Origin of the sequence: Cohnella algarum, assembly GCF_016937515.1 — a bacterium.
In the GTDB taxonomy this organism is placed as follows: domain Bacteria; phylum Bacillota; class Bacilli; order Paenibacillales; family Paenibacillaceae; genus Cohnella; species Cohnella algarum.
The window spans coordinates 2,031,199-2,048,154 of record NZ_JAFHKM010000002.1; the positions used below are offsets into that span (position 1 = coordinate 2,031,199).

Annotated in this window: 11 protein-coding genes, 8 tRNA genes and 3 rRNA genes; 21 read left to right on the top strand and 1 reads right to left on the bottom strand. The window is 57.9% G+C overall.

What is annotated here, in order from left to right; all coding sequences use genetic code 11:
- The first annotated feature begins 168 nt into the window (after positions 1-168).
- From JW799_RS09190 to JW799_RS09290, 21 genes are all read left to right on the top strand, one after another.
- Entirely contained in the window at positions 169-432 is a 264-nt protein-coding gene (locus JW799_RS09190) for a DUF2508 domain-containing protein (protein ID WP_205429480.1), read from the top strand.
- Positions 429-695 (top strand): pro-sigmaK processing inhibitor BofA family protein, encoded by a 267-nt coding sequence (locus tag JW799_RS09195; RefSeq protein ID WP_205429481.1) that lies wholly within the window; start codon positions 429-431, stop codon positions 693-695. Before JW799_RS09190 ends, JW799_RS09195 begins: the two co-directional genes overlap by 4 nt.
- Positions 696-1,066: 371 nt before the next feature.
- A 16S ribosomal RNA gene (locus tag JW799_RS09200) occupies positions 1,067-2,618 on the top strand.
- 132 nt (positions 2,619-2,750) lie between these two features.
- Positions 2,751-2,867, top strand: a 5S ribosomal RNA gene (gene rrf, locus JW799_RS09205).
- A gap of 60 nt (positions 2,868-2,927) precedes the next feature.
- A tRNA-Ile gene (locus tag JW799_RS09210) sits at positions 2,928-3,004 on the top strand.
- A gap of 26 nt (positions 3,005-3,030) precedes the next feature.
- A tRNA-Ala gene (locus JW799_RS09215) sits at positions 3,031-3,106 on the top strand.
- A 267-nt stretch (positions 3,107-3,373) separates the two neighbouring features.
- Positions 3,374-6,420: ribosomal RNA gene (locus tag JW799_RS09220) — 23S ribosomal RNA — on the top strand.
- The 16S, 23S and 5S rRNA genes sit together here with 8 tRNA genes alongside, the layout of an rRNA operon.
- 156 nt (positions 6,421-6,576) lie before the next feature.
- A tRNA-Met gene (locus JW799_RS09225) sits at positions 6,577-6,653 on the top strand.
- 17 nt (positions 6,654-6,670) lie between these two features.
- Positions 6,671-6,746: transfer RNA gene (locus JW799_RS09230), tRNA-Val, on the top strand.
- Between the two features lie 14 nt (positions 6,747-6,760).
- Positions 6,761-6,837 (top strand) — tRNA-Asp (locus JW799_RS09235).
- A 26-nt stretch (positions 6,838-6,863) separates the two neighbouring features.
- Positions 6,864-6,939 (top strand) — tRNA-Phe (locus JW799_RS09240).
- A gap of 57 nt (positions 6,940-6,996) precedes the next feature.
- Positions 6,997-7,080 (top strand) — tRNA-Tyr (locus JW799_RS09245).
- A 7-nt stretch (positions 7,081-7,087) separates the two neighbouring features.
- A tRNA-Lys gene (locus JW799_RS09250) sits at positions 7,088-7,163 on the top strand.
- Between the two features lie 111 nt (positions 7,164-7,274).
- Entirely contained in the window at positions 7,275-8,222 is a 948-nt protein-coding gene (locus tag JW799_RS09255) for an MraY family glycosyltransferase (protein ID WP_205429482.1), read from the top strand.
- Between the two features lie 72 nt (positions 8,223-8,294).
- The gene (locus JW799_RS09260) at positions 8,295-9,395 is read left to right on the top strand and encodes a PucR family transcriptional regulator (RefSeq protein ID WP_240353210.1); all 1,101 of its coding nucleotides are present in this window, start codon (positions 8,295-8,297) and stop codon (positions 9,393-9,395) included.
- 91 nt (positions 9,396-9,486) lie between these two features.
- Entirely contained in the window at positions 9,487-10,611 is a 1,125-nt protein-coding gene (locus tag JW799_RS09265; RefSeq protein ID WP_080831814.1) for an ABC transporter ATP-binding protein, read from the top strand.
- 250 nt (positions 10,612-10,861) lie between these two features.
- Positions 10,862-11,962, top strand: a complete 1,101-nt coding sequence (locus JW799_RS09270) for an amidohydrolase/deacetylase family metallohydrolase (protein WP_176220568.1) — start codon at positions 10,862-10,864, stop codon at positions 11,960-11,962.
- A 37-nt stretch (positions 11,963-11,999) separates the two neighbouring features.
- A complete protein-coding gene (locus JW799_RS09275; RefSeq protein ID WP_240353596.1) occupies positions 12,000-13,052 on the top strand; it encodes a DgaE family pyridoxal phosphate-dependent ammonia lyase in 1,053 nt (350 codons plus the stop codon).
- Positions 13,045-13,800, top strand: a complete 756-nt coding sequence (dagF, locus tag JW799_RS09280) for a 2-dehydro-3-deoxy-phosphogluconate aldolase (protein WP_080831816.1) — start codon at positions 13,045-13,047, stop codon at positions 13,798-13,800. Before JW799_RS09275 ends, dagF begins: the two co-directional genes overlap by 8 nt.
- Positions 13,793-14,809, top strand: coding sequence for a sugar kinase (locus tag JW799_RS09285; protein ID WP_080831817.1), 1,017 nt, complete (start codon positions 13,793-13,795; stop codon positions 14,807-14,809). The genes dagF and JW799_RS09285 overlap by 8 nt, the downstream gene beginning before the upstream one ends.
- A 9-nt stretch (positions 14,810-14,818) precedes the next feature.
- Positions 14,819-15,535: a GntR family transcriptional regulator gene (locus JW799_RS09290; protein ID WP_205429483.1), complete on the top strand. Its 717-nt coding sequence runs from the start codon at positions 14,819-14,821 to the stop codon at positions 15,533-15,535.
- Positions 15,536-15,612: 77 nt separating this feature from the next.
- Here JW799_RS09290 and JW799_RS09295 read toward each other — a convergent pair whose 3' ends face one another.
- Positions 15,613-16,899, bottom strand: coding sequence for an alpha-L-fucosidase (locus JW799_RS09295; RefSeq protein WP_205432884.1), 1,287 nt, complete (start codon positions 16,897-16,899; stop codon positions 15,613-15,615).
- Positions 16,900-16,956 lie beyond the last annotated feature (57 nt).

Consider the following 16,956-nt stretch of genomic DNA (forward strand, 5'->3'; position numbering starts at 1 on the left):
CGGATCGCGGCGCGGCGGCATGCACCGTCCATCCGAAAAATCGGAAAAATCCGAATCTGAACAATCGTCCAACCGGACCTTCGCCGCCGCTTCTAAAATGAACGATTCCCGCATACCTATCATATTGGGTTGTCCATCGGCCCAAACGAACGGCAGGGGGAGATCGGGATGGCGGGAAAAAAGGAACGGAAGCAAAGCTCGGCCCAATTGGCGGAAATCGCGATGCTGACGAATCAAATTCGGGAAGCGGAGCGGGAGTATGCCGCGGCCAACTATCGGTTCGACCGGGCGGACGGCGCCGACGAGGTCGACTATGCGATATTCGCCATGGAGGCCGCCGAGAAAAAGATGAGCATGCTGCTGAAAAAAGCGAAGCAGCTCTGGAACGCGTATGAAAAAACGGCGGAGGACAAACGGGGGGTCGGACCGTGAGAATCGTTTGGCTTGGCGTGTTGATCGTTTCTTCTTGTTCGCTGGCCTTTCTGCTTCTGCGCCGGAAAGTGCACGGAGGCTGGTTTTTGCGTTTCGGCACCCACCTCGTTCTTTCGGCGTTCGCGATTTACGCTTTGAACTTTTCCGGCTGGATCACCGACTGGTACATCCCGTTGAATCCGGCCACGATCGGAACCGTCGCGGTGCTCGGAGTGCCGGGGATCGGGCTTATTCTGGGCCTTCAGCAAATTCTTTATGCATAAAATCGAAAATAGGAATTGACGCGGTTCGGGCGGATATGTTAATCTAAGTCTCGCGCCTGAGAGAAGCTAAGCTTCGAAACGATGCGTTGGCAAGCGAAGCTAGAAATTACCAGTTGCAATCGGATAGGCGAATATGATATATTAATCAAGTCGCCGTTACGACAGCGACGCGAAAGCGAAGGCCTTCGGGCTAACGCGATTGCTCCTTGAAAACTGAACATCGAGCGTAATTGGAAACAAGTCGAATGCAGGCTTTGAGTCTGTGCGAGACAAACCAGCAATAACTTTTTGAGCCTAAGGGCTCTTCAATAAAGTAGTTGGACATTTTGACTTTCGGGATTTTCTTCGGAAACCCTGCCGTCAAAAGTCCCTTTATGGAGAGTTTGATCCTGGCTCAGGACGAACGCTGGCGGCGTGCCTAATACATGCAAGTCGAGCGGATCTTTTTAGGTAGCTTGCTACTTAAGAAGGTTAGCGGCGGACGGGTGAGTAACACGTAGGCAACCTGCCCTTTAGCCTGGGATAACATTCGGAAACGAATGCTAAGACCGGATACGCAGCTTGGTCGCATGAGCGAGCTGGGAAAGACGGAGCAATCTGTCGCTAAGGGATGGGCCTGCGGCGCATTAGCTAGTTGGTGGGGTAACGGCTCACCAAGGCGACGATGCGTAGCCGACCTGAGAGGGTGAACGGCCACACTGGGACTGAGACACGGCCCAGACTCCTACGGGAGGCAGCAGTAGGGAATCTTCCACAATGGGCGAAAGCCTGATGGAGCAACGCCGCGTGAGTGAGGAAGGCCTTCGGGTCGTAAAGCTCTGTTGCCAGGGAAGAATAAGGGCTAGTTAACTGCTAGCCCGATGACGGTACCTGAGAAGAAAGCCCCGGCTAACTACGTGCCAGCAGCCGCGGTAATACGTAGGGGGCAAGCGTTGTCCGGAATTATTGGGCGTAAAGCGCGCGCAGGCGGTTCTTTAAGTCTGGTGTTTAAGTGCGGGGCTCAACCCCGTGACGCACTGGAAACTGGGGGGCTTGAGTGCAGAAGAGGAGAGCGGAATTCCACGTGTAGCGGTGAAATGCGTAGAGATGTGGAGGAACACCAGTGGCGAAGGCGGCTCTCTGGACTGTAACTGACGCTGAGGCGCGAAAGCGTGGGGAGCAAACAGGATTAGATACCCTGGTAGTCCACGCCGTAAACGATGAGTGCTAGGTGTTGGGGGGGTCCACCTCTCGGTGCCGAAGTTAACACATTAAGCACTCCGCCTGGGGAGTACGGTCGCAAGACTGAAACTCAAAGGAATTGACGGGGACCCGCACAAGCAGTGGAGTATGTGGTTTAATTCGAAGCAACGCGAAGAACCTTACCAGGTCTTGACATCCCTCTGACCGGTCTAGAGATAGGCCTTTCCTTCGGGACAGAGGAGACAGGTGGTGCATGGTTGTCGTCAGCTCGTGTCGTGAGATGTTGGGTTAAGTCCCGCAACGAGCGCAACCCTTGATCTTAGTTGCCAGCACTTCGGGTGGGCACTCTAAGGTGACTGCCGGTGACAAACCGGAGGAAGGCGGGGATGACGTCAAATCATCATGCCCCTTATGACCTGGGCTACACACGTACTACAATGGCCGGTACAACGGGAAGCGAAAGGGCGACCTGGAGCCAATCCTAAAAAGCCGGTCTCAGTTCGGATTGCAGGCTGCAACTCGCCTGCATGAAGTCGGAATTGCTAGTAATCGCGGATCAGCATGCCGCGGTGAATACGTTCCCGGGTCTTGTACACACCGCCCGTCACACCACGAGAGTTTACAACACCCGAAGCCGGTGGGGTAACCGCAAGGAGCCAGCCGTCGAAGGTGGGGTAGATGATTGGGGTGAAGTCGTAACAAGGTAGCCGTATCGGAAGGTGCGGCTGGATCACCTCCTTTCTAAGGAACCCTTCGGGGGATAACGTCCGATTACGCTCGAGTTCAGTTTTGAAGGAGCAAGACGCTCGCGAAGCCGGAAGCTGAAAAGCGGAGGGCTTTTACGAGAGCTTACAACTTCAAATGCAACACCTGTCTGGTGGCAATGGCGGAGGGGTTCCACGCGTACCCATCTCGAACACGACCGTTAAGCCCTCCAGCGCCGATGGTACTTGGACCGCAGGGTCCTGGGAGAGTAGGACGTTGCCAGGCAGGCTCATGAATCCGTTCATGAAGCCGCTCCATCAGCTGGTAAAGGCTGATAGCTGCTGCGGGCCTTTAGCTCAGCTGGTTAGAGCGCACCCCTGATAAGGGTGAGGTCGGTGGTTCGAGTCCACTAAGGCCCACCATACAACAATTGTATACCTTATCCCGTGGGGACATAGCTCAGCTGGGAGAGCACCTGCCTTGCACGCAGGGGGTCAGGAGTTCGATCCTCCTTGTCTCCACCATCTTTACCTTGAGACGATGGCCACGTTCGCGTTGCGAACGCGGTAGGCTGCGGAAGTTTCTTTGCTGAAGCGGCTCGAGAAGCGTCTCCACGCAAAAAACTTGCACCTTGACAACTGGATACGAAACGAAAGCAACGAACCGACACGCAGCGAACGCTGCTGGGTAGCGGTTAGTTGTAGCGCAAAAGAAGATCATCTAATGACCTTATGTGTTGTGGAGCGGAGAGTACGAAGGTACTTGAAGTGAAAATGGCAAGCTAACCGAGAGGTTAAGCTAATAAGGGCGTACGGAGGATGCCTAGGCGCCAGGAGCTGACGAAGGACGCGGCGAACAGCGAAATTTCCTCGGGGAGCCGTAAGCAGGCTTTGATCCGGGGGTGTCCGAATGGGGAAACCCGGCTGTGGTAATGCACAGTCACCCATGAGTGAATTCATAGCTCATGAGGGAGCATACCAGGGGAACTGAAACATCTAAGTACCCTGAGGAGAAGAAAACAAAACAGTGATTCCGTCAGTAGCGGCGAGCGAACGCGGATTAGCCCAAACCAGGGAGCTTGCTCCCTGGGGTTGTGGGACGTCTTACACGGAGTTACAAAAGAGCAGGTTAGGCGAAGAGGTCTGGAAAGGCCCGGCAAAGAAGGTAAAAGCCCTGTAGCCGAAAGTCTGCTCTCTCCAAGACGGATCCCGAGTACCGCGGGACACGAGAAACCCCGTGGGAATCCGGCAGGACCATCTGCCAAGGCTAAATACTCCCTGGCGACCGATAGCGAAGCAGTACCGTGAGGGAAAGGTGAAAAGCACCGCGGGAGCGGAGTGAAAAAGAACCTGAAACCGTACGCTTACAAGAAGTCAGAGCCCGATTCTTAAGGGTGATGGCGTGCCTTTTGTAGAATGAACCGGCGAGTTACGTTTACGTGCGAGGTTAAGCTGGAGAAGCGGAGCCGAAGCGAAAGCGAGTCTGAATAGGGCGATTGAGTACGTAGGCGTAGACCCGAAACCGTGTGATCTACCCCTGTGCAGGGTGAAGGTGAGGTAACACTTACTGGAGGCCCGAACTCATGAACGTTGAAAAGTTCTGGGATGACGTGGGGGTAGGGGAGAAATTCCAATCGAACTCGGAGATAGCTGGTTCTCCCCGAAATAGCTTTAGGGCTAGCCTCGAGGTTGAGCATCGTGGAGGTAGAGCACTGATTGGGTGCGGGGCCCGCCAAGGGTTACCAAGTTCAGTCAAACTCCGAATGCCACAGATGTATACTCGGGAGTCAGACGGCGAGTGCTAAGATCCGTCGTCAAGAGGGAAAGAGCCCAGATCATCAGCTAAGGTCCCCAAGTGTGTGTTAAGTGGGAAAGGATGTGGAGTTGCGAAGACAACCAGGATGTTGGCTTAGAAGCAGCCACCATTTAAAGAGTGCGTAATAGCTCACTGGTCGAGTGACTCTGCGCCGAAAATGTAACGGGGCTAAACACACCACCGAAGCTATGGCAGGTCGTCGTCTTCACTTTGTTCTGGTAGAACCGGGACATTTGGTCAGAATCAACCGTAAAGGTTGTTCAAAGATTCTGACCCAAATGCCCCAGCTAAACACACCAGGGTGAAGTGAAGACGACGAACTGGGTAGGGGAGCGTTGAATGCGGGTTGAAGTCGGACCGGAAGGACCGGTGGACTGCATTCAAGTGAGAATGCCGGTATGAGTAACGAAAAGACAGGTGAGAATCCTGTCCGCCGAAAGCCTAAGGGTTCCTGAGGAAGGTTCGTCCGCTCAGGGTAAGTCGGGACCTAAGGCGAGGCCGAAAGGCGTAGTCGAAGGACAACAGGTTGAAATTCCTGTACCACCGTAAGCCGTTACGAGCGATGGGGGGACGCAGGAGGGCAAGAACGCGAGCTGATGGATATGCTCGTCCAAGCAGCGAGGCTGATGCGTAGGCAAATCCGCGCATCGATAAGGCTGAGCTGTGATGGGGAGGGAAAATCACAGTACCGAAGGTTCCGTGCTCACGCTGCCGAGAAAAGCCTCTAGCCAGGCGAAGGTGCCCGTACCGCAAACCGACACAGGTAGGCAAGATGAGTATTCTAAGGCGCGCGGAAGAACTCTCGTTAAGGAACTCGGCAAAATGACCCCGTAACTTCGGGAGAAGGGGTGCCTCGGTAGGGTGAATAGCCCGAGGGGGCCGCAGTGAAGAGGCCCAAGCGACTGTTTAGCAAAAACACAGGTCTGTGCGAAGCCGCAAGGCGAAGTATACGGGCTGACGCCTGCCCGGTGCTGGAAGGTTAAGGGGAGCGGTTAGGAGCAATCCGAAGCTGTGAACCGAAGCCCCAGTAAACGGCGGCCGTAACTATAACGGTCCTAAGGTAGCGAAATTCCTTGTCAGGTAAATTCTGACCCGCACGAATGGCGTAACGACTTGGGCGCTGTCTCAACGAGAGATCCGGTGAAATTTTAGTACCTGTGAAGATGCAGGTTACCCGCGACGTGACGGAAAGACCCCATGGAGCTTTACTGTAGCTTGATATTGGACTTTGGTACGGTCTGTACAGGATAGGTGGGAGCCTAAGAAGTCGGTGCGCAAGCATCGATGGAGGCGCCGTTGGGATACCACCCTGATCGTATCGGAGTTCTAACCTGTCACCGTGAATCCGGTGAAGGGACCGTGTCAGGCGGACAGTTTGACTGGGGCGGTCGCCTCCCAAAATGTAACGGAGGCGCCCCAAGGTTCCCTCAGAATGGTTGGAAATCATTCGAAGAGTGCAAAGGCATAAGGGAGCTTGACTGCGAGACCTACAAGTCGAGCAGGGACGAAAGTCGGGCTTAGTGATCCGGTGGTACCGAATGGAAGGGCCATCGCTCAACGGATAAAAGCTACCCTGGGGATAACAGGCTTATCTCCCCCAAGAGTCCACATCGACGGGGAGGTTTGGCACCTCGATGTCGGCTCATCGCATCCTGGGGCTGAAGTAGGTCCCAAGGGTTGGGCTGTTCGCCCATTAAAGCGGTACGCGAGCTGGGTTCAGAACGTCGTGAGACAGTTCGGTCCCTATCTGTCGCGGGCGTAGGAAATTTGAGAGGGGCTGTCCTTAGTACGAGAGGACCGGGATGGACGCACCGCTGGTGTACCAGTTGTTCCGCCAGGAGCATGGCTGGGTAGCCAAGTGCGGGAGGGATAAGCGCTGAAAGCATCTAAGCGCGAAGCCCGCCTCAAGATGAGATTTCCCAATTCGTAAGACCCCTGGAAGAACACCAGGTTGATAGGCTCGGGGTGGAAGCGCGGCAACGTGTGGAGCTGACGAGTACTAATCGGTCGAGGGCTTATCCTAAAGCGAAGCGCCTTCGGGCATGGAGCGGACGGGAAGCAAGCCAGCAAACAACCATGCGCATTCGTTTCGTATCCGGTTATCAAGGCGCAAGCTTTGAACGATGACTGCAAACACATCTGGCTCGTCCGGACAAGCCGTCCGTTCGCAGCGAGGTATGGCGGCGTAGCTCAGCTGGCTAGAGCGTTCGGTTCATACCCGAAAGGTCGGGGGTTCGATCCCCTCCGCCGCTACCATACTTATTTTCCTTCATGGAGGCTTAGCTCAGCTGGGAGAGCATCTGCCTTACAAGCAGAGGGTCGGGGGTTCGATCCCCTCAGCCTCCACCATTCATATCGATCATGGAGCTGTGGTGTAGAGGCCTAACATGCCTGCCTGTCACGCAGGAGACCGCGGGTTCGAATCCCGTCAGCTCCGCCATTTTTCTAAAATCGCATAAAATGTACGGCTCGGTAGCTCAGTTGGTAGAGCAGAGGACTGAAAATCCTCGTGTCGGCGGTTCGATTCCGTCCCGAGCCACCATTTGTTTTTACCGGTATAAGCGAGCGCTCGGGTGCTAAAGCTATCCGGAGGTCACGTGGAGGGTTAGCGAAGTGGCCAAACGCGGCAGACTGTAAATCTGTTCCTTCGGGTTCGGTGGTTCAAATCCATCACCCTCCACCATTTACCCGAGCCATTAGCTCAGTTGGTAGAGCACCTGACTTTTAATCAGGGTGTCGAAGGTTCGAGTCCTTCATGGCTCACCAGTTCACGAACGGCAGACGTGCGAACGTCTGTTTTTTTGTGTTTTCGCCTTTTGGTATGGCGGTCGTCTTATCGGGCAAATTAAAGGTATCCTGTCCGCCGGAGGGCCTGCCATGATGTACATATACGCATTGGGCTTTTCATTTTTGTTCGTTTTTTTGCTGGTTCCTTTTGTCAGGGCCGCTGCGCTTCGCATCGGCTTCGTCGATCGGCCGGCCAGGCGCAAAATCCATAGCCGCCCCGTTCCGCTCAGCGGCGGGGTTGCCTTGTACGCGGGCGTTGTCGCGACGTCTTTCCTCTGGCTAGGGGACTCTCCGCTCGTGCGCACGCTTGCCGTCGGAGGAGGGGCGCTGGTTGCGATCGGGTTGGCCGACGACGCTTTCAAATCGCGCGGCCGGGAATTTCCCGTATGGCCGAGACTCGTGCTTTACGTTGCCGTCGCCCTGCTGCCCGGAGCTTACGGTATTTCGATATCGGGCATTTCCTCCCCTTCCTCGTCGGCGATGATCGTGTTTACCGACGGCTGGGGCCTTTTTTTTACCGCGGTATGGGTGTTTGCGCTGATCAACATGATGAATTTTATCGATGGCATGGACGGCCTCGCTTCCGGCGTTTGCGTCATATCCTCGCTAACCTTGTTCGCGGCGTCGCTGATCGGCCGCCAGGAAGTGACGGCTCTGATCGCGGTCGCGCTGGCGGGCTCGTGCCTGGCGTTTCTGGCGTACAATTTTCACCCGGCGAGAATTTTCATGGGGGATGCGGGGGCGACGTTTCTCGGCTATACGCTTGCGGTGACCGCCGTCGAGGGCACGCTCAAGGGAGCGACCTTCCTGTCGCTGCTCGTTCCGCTGCTGGCCTTGGGCGTTCCGATTCTGGACACGGCGGTCGTTTTTACGAGAAGACTGCTGGAGGGCAAAGGACTTCACCGGGCGGACAATTTGCACACTCACCACAGTCTGATGAAATGGGGGCTGACCCAGGTTCAAACCGTTTCCTTCCTTTATTTGATCGCCTCCGTTTTTGCCTTGACGTCCATCGTCATTCTGCTCATTCTCCGTTAGGATGGGTTTAAAAGCCTTTGCCCCTTCGATTATGTTACAATAATGGTAACGAATCGGGGAAAGGGGCGGACCATGGCGTTGATCAAGACGAAGCTGCAGCAGCTGCAGCATTTGTTGGGCGCTCCGGTGACGGCGGGGACGATGAAGAAGGCCGAATGGGAAAGCATCGGCGGCAAAAAGTTTCCCGAGATCGGCGACTACGTTCAACTGGAAGGCGGATGCCTGCTCGCGACGAAAATCGAAACGAAGGAAATCGGCTATATCCGGACCGAAGCCGAGCTGACCCCGCTCGAAAAAGAGCTGCTCAAATGGGCGCTTCAGCAGCAGTCGGGCAAGCCGTCCCCCGTCGCCGGCAGCGACCAGGAGCGTCAGGCGCGCCGCTTGGGCGAATGGATCGAACAGTGCATTTTGTCGGGAGAAACCCGGGTCGAAGTCCCCGATTGGCTGGAAACCCGCGGCAAGCTGTTCGACGGCATGATTCCTTTCCTTCTGCTGAACGACCAGACGGACGAGCGCGAGCCTTCCTACGCCGAACTGGAAAAAGTGCTGCGCTCGTTTATTTCCGACGAAATGATGCTGGTTCCGCTGCAGGAGAGAGAATGGCTCATCCTCGGTTCGGATCGGCTATTGGCGGAAATCGATTCGGGGGAAGGCGACGTGATCGACCGTGAAGAAACGAAAGAGGCGCTCTTTTCGCTGGCTACCGGCTTGCAGCAAATGTTCACCGAGCAGTGGGGCGGGGAATGCTACGTCGCCGTAGGCGAGCCGATGATTCCTACCGAAAGCTTGATCCAGGCCGTCGGCATGCTTCGCGATACGATTTATTTGGGACGGAAGTATCACGTCGGCACGCAAGTCCACGTCCCTTGGGCCATTCACCTGGAGCGGCTGCTGAACGAAATCCCCGACCCGGCGAAAGCCCGGTTCATGGAACAGATGATGCCGCGGCTCGATCTGTTCAACGACGCGGAAACGGTGTCGACGCTGGACGCTTTTTTCGCCATGGATTGCAACGTAAGCGAAACGGCGAAAAGACTATTCATTCACCGCAATACGCTGCTGTACCGGCTCGACAAGCTGAAGCAGGAGACGGGACTCGACGTTCGGTCCTTCAACGACGCGGTTCTTGTCCGCATTATGCTGCTATTGTACAAAGTTACGAAAAGGAAATGAATTTTTTGTACGCTTTGTGCATAGTCATTCGACACCCCTCTGCGGTAAGATAAGAACGTACCTTAAACGAGTCGTTAGGGGGAACTATAAAATGGCAGGCGTACGTTTAGAGCATGTTTATAAAAAATATCCGGGTTCCGACAAAGCTTCGGTAACCGACTTTAACCTCGACATTCAAGATAAGGAATTCCTGGTGCTGGTAGGTCCTTCCGGCTGCGGCAAATCGACTACGCTGCGGATGATCGCAGGTCTCGAAGAAATTTCCGAAGGCAAGCTGTACATCGGCGACCGCGTCGTGAACGACGTCGCTCCGAAAGACCGCGACATCGCGATGGTATTCCAATCCTACGCGCTGTATCCGCACATGAACGTATATCAAAACATGGCTTTCGGCCTCAAATTGCGGAAATTCCGCAAGGACGAAATCGACCGCCGCGTTCGCGAAGCCGCAAAAACGCTGGAAATCGAGCATTTGCTCGACCGCAAGCCGAAGGCTCTGTCCGGCGGTCAACGCCAACGGGTCGCTCTCGGCCGCGCGATTGTCCGCGAACCGCAAGTGTTCCTGATGGACGAACCGCTTTCCAACTTGGACGCCAAGCTGCGTACGCAAATGCGGGCGAGCATCTCCAAACTGATGAAGCGTCTTGAGACGACTTGCATCTACGTAACCCACGACCAAACGGAAGCCATGACGATGGGCGACCGCATCGTCGTTATGAAAGACGGCTTCATTCAGCAAGCGGCTACTCCGGAAGAGCTGTACAACCATCCGATCAACCTGTTCGTCGCAGGCTTCATCGGCGCTCCGGCAATGAACTTCGTAACGGGCCAATTGACGGAAGAAGGCGGCGCCGTTCACTTCAAAGCAACGGGCATCAACGTCGAAATTCCGGAAGGCAGAGCGAAAGTGCTCCGCGGCAAAGGCTACATCGGCCGCGAAGTGATCCTGGGCTTCCGTCCGGAAGACATTCACGAAGAGCCGGTCTTCATCGAGGCTTCGCCGAAATCGATCGTTAACGCAAACATCGAAGTATGCGAAAACCTCGGTCACGAAACGCTCCTGTACTTGGCCGGTCTGGGCAAGGACAGCGTCATCGCTCGCGTCGACGGACGGACCACGCTGCAAGAAGGCCAAAACGTCAAGCTGGCGATCGACATGAACAAGGTTCATCTTTTCGACAAGGACAGCGAGCTCAACATTCTGGAAACGGAATAATAAGCTCTTACCCCCAAGCGCTCGGCCAATCGGCCGGGCGCTTTTATTGCGATCGGCAGGGATGGCGGACTTTCGACCCCGACTTCAAGCGGCGATTCGGAGCGAACGAACGTTGCTGGCGCTCGTTTTGCGAAGGAATGCTATAAACATTATAACGTTATGTTTAATTTTTCGTTCCGTTGTGTTATCCTTATCCTGAACAAAGGAGCTCCATATGAAAACCGGGCTGCGGAAAGTTGGGATGAGGGAAGTGAACGGTTCTTTCGTGCTGCAAAAAGTGAAGCTGCCGGACGAGCGGGAAATCGACGTCGTCATCCGGAACGGAATCGTGGCGGAAATCGTTCCGGGAGGGAAGGCGAAAGGGGAAGGCGGATTCGACGGCACGGGCCTGTACGTCTCGCCCGGGTGGATCGATCTGCACGTGCATGCGTTTCCGGAGTTCGAGCCGTACGGGGACGAAATCGACGAGATCGGCGTGAAGCAGGGGGTCACGACGATCGTGGACGCAGGCAGCTGCGGGGCCGACCGGATCGCGGAGCTCAGGAAGAGCGCGAAGGGGGCGAGAACGGGCGTATTCGCCTTTTTGAACGTTTCGCATATCGGGCTTGCGCGTGTCGACGAGCTTTCGCGGCTTGCGTGGATCGACGAGGAAAAGGCCGCCGCGGCGGTGCGGGAGAACGGCGATTTCATCGTCGGACTGAAAGCGCGAATGAGCGGCAGCGTCGTCAAGGACAACGGGATCGAGCCGCTGCGGCTGGCGCGCCGAATATCCGGGCGAACCGGGCTTCCGCTCATGGTCCATATCGGCTCGGCGCCTCCCGCGATCGAGGACATTCTTGCCCTGCTGCAAGAACGCGATATCGTCACCCATTATTTGAACGGGAAGCCGAACAATCTGTTCCGCCCCGACGGGACGCCGGTCGAAGGGCTCGCCGACGCGATCCGAAGGGGCGTCCATTTGGACGTCGGGCACGGCACGGCGAGCTTCTCGTTCCGGGCGGCCGAGCAGGCGCGTCGCTGCAGCATCGGGCTGGGGACGATCAGCACCGACATTTACCGCGGCAACCGGCTGGAAGGACCCGTATATGGGATGGCCAACGTGATGAGCAAGTTTCTGAGCCTCGGCTATTCGCTACGGGAAGTCGTGGACGCGGTGACCGTTCGCGCCGCCGCATGGCTGAACAAGCCGGAGCTGGGCCGGATCCGGGTCGGCGACAAGGCGAACCTGACCTTGTTCGAAGTGAAGAAAGGAAAGCGCGTGCTGGTCGATTCCGAAGGGGAGCGCCGATTGGCGGAAGCATATGTCGAAGCGAAAGGGGTAGTGATCGGTGGCAGCTACTATACTTGCTAAATACGGATTGAAGAGGGTCGTGAACGCGAGCGGCCGGATGAGCATTCTGGGCGTCTCGGCGCCGACCGATACGGTGATGGAAGCGATGAAGGAGGGCGGCCAAAACTACGTGGAAATGGCCGATTTGGTCGACAAGGCGGGCGATTACGTCGCCGAAATTCTCGGTTCGGAGGCGGCCGTCGTCGTCAATTCCGCCTCGAGCGGCATCGCGCTGACGGTGGCGGCCGTCGTGACCGAAGGCGATGTCCGCAAAAGCTTGCGCCTCCATCAGGATCCGCTGCCGAAAAACGAGATCATCCTGCTGAAAGGGCACAACGTGCAGTACGGCGCTCCGGTGGAAACGATGGTCTACCTGGGCGGAGGCCGCCTGATCGAGGTCGGCTACGCGAACGAAGGGCGCAAGGAGCACATCGAAGCGGCGATCTCGGAGCGCACCGCCGCCATTCTGTACGTGAAATCCCATCACTGCGTACAGAAAAACGTGATTTCCGCGGAGGAAGCGTGGGAAGTCGCCCAAAGCCGGGGCGTTCCCCTGATCGTGGATGCCGCCGCGGAAGAAGAGCTCCGCAAATACGTGACCTGCTCCGATCTCGCCATTTACAGCGGCTCCAAGGCGATCGAAGGGCCGACTTCCGGGCTCGTCGCCGGCAAGCGCAAATACGTCGACTGGGTGAAGGTCCAGCTGCACGGCATCGGACGCAGCATGAAGGTCGGCAAGGAATCGACGTTCGGCCTGCTGCAGGCGCTGGACGAATATATGCGCAAGGAAGACCGCAGCGAGCGGGAGAAGGAAGCGCTCAAGGCGCTGGACGCGTTGTCCGGGCTGCCCGGCGTGACGGTTTCGATCGTGCGGGACGAGGCGGGACGAGCGATTTATCGCGGGCGCGTTCGGGTGGACGCCCAAGCGGCGGGGGTGACCGCGAAGGAAGTGAACGACGCGCTGCGCGAGGGCGCCATTGCCGTTTACACAAGGGATTACGGAGTCCGGCAGGGGTACTTCGACATCGATCCCCGCTCGCTGCAGGGAGACGATATGGCGGTTATCGTAGCGAGAATAAACGAAATTATCGGAGGGTCGGCCCATGGCTGATTTGCAGAACCGTCTTTACCGAGGCCGCGCGGCGCTGAACGTGCTGGCCGGCAGCGTGCGAAACGCCAAAGAGGTGTTCGCGGCGGCCCGGGGCCATGTCCTCGTCGGCGTGCTGTCCAAACATTACCCGAATGCCGCGGAGGCGGTCGCCGGCATGAAGCGGTACGGGGAGGCGATCGAGGATGCCGTGTCGATCGGCCTCGGCGCCGGCGACAGCCGCCAGGCCGAGGTCGTGGCCGAGATCGCGAAATCGTATGCCGGGGCCCACATCAATCAAGTGTTTCCCGCCGTCGGCGCCACCCGCGCCAACCTGAACGGCTGTCCCGGCTGGATCAACGGCCTCGTTTCGCCCAGCGGCCGCGCCGGCTACGTCAATCTTTCAACCGGGCCGATCAGCGGAAGCGCCTCCGAGCAGGCGATCGTCCCGGTGAAGGCGGCAATCGCGCTCGTGCGGGATATGGGCGGCAACGCGCTGAAATATTTTCCGATGCAGGGCCTGAAGCTGGAGGACGAATACCGCGCCGTGGCGAAAGCGTGCGGGGAGGAAGGCTTCGCGCTGGAGCCGACGGGCGGCATCGACCCGGACAACTTCAGGCCGATCGTCGAAATCGCGCTGCAGGCGGGCGTGCCCCAGGTCATCCCGCACGTCTACTCGTCCATTATCGATCCGGCGACCGGCGATACGAGGACAGGCGACGTGGAAGCGCTGCTCGAGGCGCTGACGGCGCTGGTGGACCGCCATGCCTAAAAAAATCGCGGCCTTCGGAGAAGTGATGATGCGCCTGCAGGTGCCGGGCTTCGATTCCCTCGCGCAAAGCGATACTCTCCGGTACACGTTCTCGGGAACCGGGGTCAACGTCATCTCGGCTCTGTCCCGTTTCGGCCATGAAAGCTACCTCGTCACGACGCTGCCGGACAATCCGGTCGGCGACGCGGCGGTCGCCTTCCTCCGCAAGCTCGGCATCGCGACGACGTACGTCAGCCGGGGAGGGAAGTACATCGGCATGTACTTTCTGGAGAACGGCTTCGGCGTCCGGCCGAGCCGCGTGACGTACGCCGACCGGCAGGGCAGCAGCTTTAACCGGGTGGCGGCCGGGCCGTACGATTTTTCCGAAATCGCCGGGCTCGCCGATTACGTTCATTTCTGCGGCATTACGCTCGCGATGAATGACGGCGTCCGAGAGCAGATGAAGCGGTTTGCCGCGGAAGCGAAGCAAGCCGGGGCTGCGGTCGCGTTCGACTGCAACTATCGGCCGGCCTTGTGGGGCGAGGAAGGCTATGCCGCGGCGAAGCCGCATTACGAGGAGATGCTGGCGCTTGCCGACATCGTGCTGATGAACGAGCGGGACGCGATGCTGACCCTTGGCATGCGGACGAGCGAACGGGATCGAACGGGGCAGTTGAAGGAATTGATTCCCCAGGTCGCGCGGCGATACGGCATCGGAACGATCGCCGGAACGCACCGCGGCGTCAACGGCGACAATTCGCACTCGCTGACCGGCTTTATGTACCGCGAAGGGGAGTTCGTCTTCTCGGACACGCTGACTTTTCAGGTGCACGACCGGATCGGCGCGGGGGACGCCTACGCAAGCGGGATCCTTCACGGCGCGGCAAAGGGGCTTCCTCCCCGGGAGACGGTCGAGTTTGCGGCGGCGGCGGCGATGCTCGCCCATACGGTGGCGGGAGACACGCCGATCGCCACCGAAGCGGAAGTGCTGCGGGCGATGACCGGCGCTTCCCGGGATATCGAAAGGTAGGGAGAAGGCTTGTCGATAACGCGTAAAAAAGGCCCTTTATATTTGCAGGTCAAAAAGATCATCAAGGACCGCATTTTGCACGGAGTCTATCCGCTCGGCACGAACATTCCTTCGGAGCCGCTGCTGGAGAAGGAATTCCAGGTAAGCAAAATGACGATCCGCAGCGCCATGCAGGAGCTGGCCCAGGAAGGCTACGTCGAGAAAAAAAGCGGCGTCGGCACGATCGTGCTGCGAAACACCTCCTTTTCCAAGCTGTCCAAGGGGAAGCGGTTCACGGAAATTTTGGTCGAGGAAGGCCACAAAATCGAAAAAAAAGTGCTGGGCGCAGCGCTCGCGGACATCGAGGAAGGGACGGAGCTCCGCCGTCTGTTCGGAGCGCGCTGCCGGAAAATCGAGCGCCTCTACTTTCTGGACGGAGAGCCGTATATCCATTACATTCATTTCTTTTCCGAAGCCGTATGGCTGGACGAAGCCGCGGGCTTGCCCGACATGCAGTCGCTGTACGATCTGATCGAGGAGAGCCGGATCGAGCTGGAAAGCTTCCGGGACCGCTTTACGGTCGGCTTCGCTTCGGCCGAGACCGGAAAGCTGCTGGGGGTGCCCGAAGGCGCGCCGCTGCTGAAGCGGCTGCGGTATTCGTTCGACGCCGAAGGCAACGCCGTCGAGCACAGCGTCGGGTTCTACAACACCGAGCTGCAGCATTACTTGGTAAACTACGATGCGTAAACGCCGTTGTGCCGCCGCAACGGGCGCGCCGCGAAAATCAGGCGCGCCCGTTTTCGGCTATCGGCTTCGAACGGCGCTTAAGCCCGCTCGCCTTCGGGCAGCAGCTCCAGCTCGATAACCGTATCCCATTCGTCGGGCAGCTCCGCCCCCTTCAGCAGGATGAACGCTCCGGTGTCGGTGTCGGAGTAGTGGTCGGCCATCCACGGCACCGATACGCTCAGTTCGGAGCCGTCGCGGAGCAGGCGGGCTTGTTTGATTTTCCCTTTGAGCCCCTGGAAGTAGATCGGTCCGATGCCGCGATCGTAGACGTGCGCGTACAGCTTGTCGCCCTTCCGCGTATAACGGCCCCATTCCGGCTTCGGCAGCTCCGACGCGCCGCACCCGTAAATGCTGTCGCCGTTCCGCCGCAGCCATTCCCCGACCCCGGCCAGCGCGTCCAGCGATTCGCGCGGAATTTCGCCCTTCGCGTCCGGACCGACGTTGAGCAGCAGGTTGCCGTTTTTGCTGACGCATTCGACGAGCGCGCGGACGATGTGCATCGGCGGCTTGAACGCCCGGTCCTCCGCGTAATAGCCCCAATTTTCGTTCAGCGTGATGCACGCCTCCCACGGAAGCGGCCGGCCGTTCGCATCGACGATGCCGCCCGGCGGAATGATCTGCTCCGGCGAATAGAAGTCGCCGGCATACGATTCCGGCAGCTTCGCATTGATATTGCCGAGCCGGTTGTCGATGACGACGTGGGGCTGAAGCGACCGGATCATGCCGACGAGCTCGGACGCCTTCCACTTTTCGCCGGTCATGTCGTCGTAGGAAAAATCAAACCACATGATGTCGATTTTGCCGTAATTCGTCAGCAGTTCCTTCACCTGGCCGTGCATGTACGCGACATAGCGGTCGAAATCGATCGGCTTGTCCCTGAACGCCTCATTGTCCCGCTCGGGATGGTAGCGGTCGCCGTAAGCCGGATAATCGTCATGATGCCAATCGATCAGCGAATAATAAAAGCCGATGCCGAGTCCTTCCGCCCGGAACGCGTCGACGTATTCCCGCACCAGATCGCGGCCGGCCGGCGCGTTCGTCGCCTTGTACTCGGTCAGCCCGCTGTCGAACAGGCAGAAGCCGTCGTGGTGCTTCGTCGTCAGCACGGCGTACTTCAGCCCGGCCTCCCTGGCCGCCCGCGCCCAGGCTTTCGGATCGTAGCGGGACGCGTCGAATTCCGCGAAATAGCGCTCGTATTCCGCCTTGCTTATCCTTTCGTGACTGCGAACCCATTCGCCTCGGGCGGGAATCGCATACAGCCCCCAATGGATAAACAGGCCGAACCGGTCATGCAAAAACCGCTTTGTTCTTTCTTCTCTCGTCATCAAGCGCGTTTCCTCCCGTCTTGTCGGAAGGTCCGCTCCGCAAGGGGAGCGGGGCCT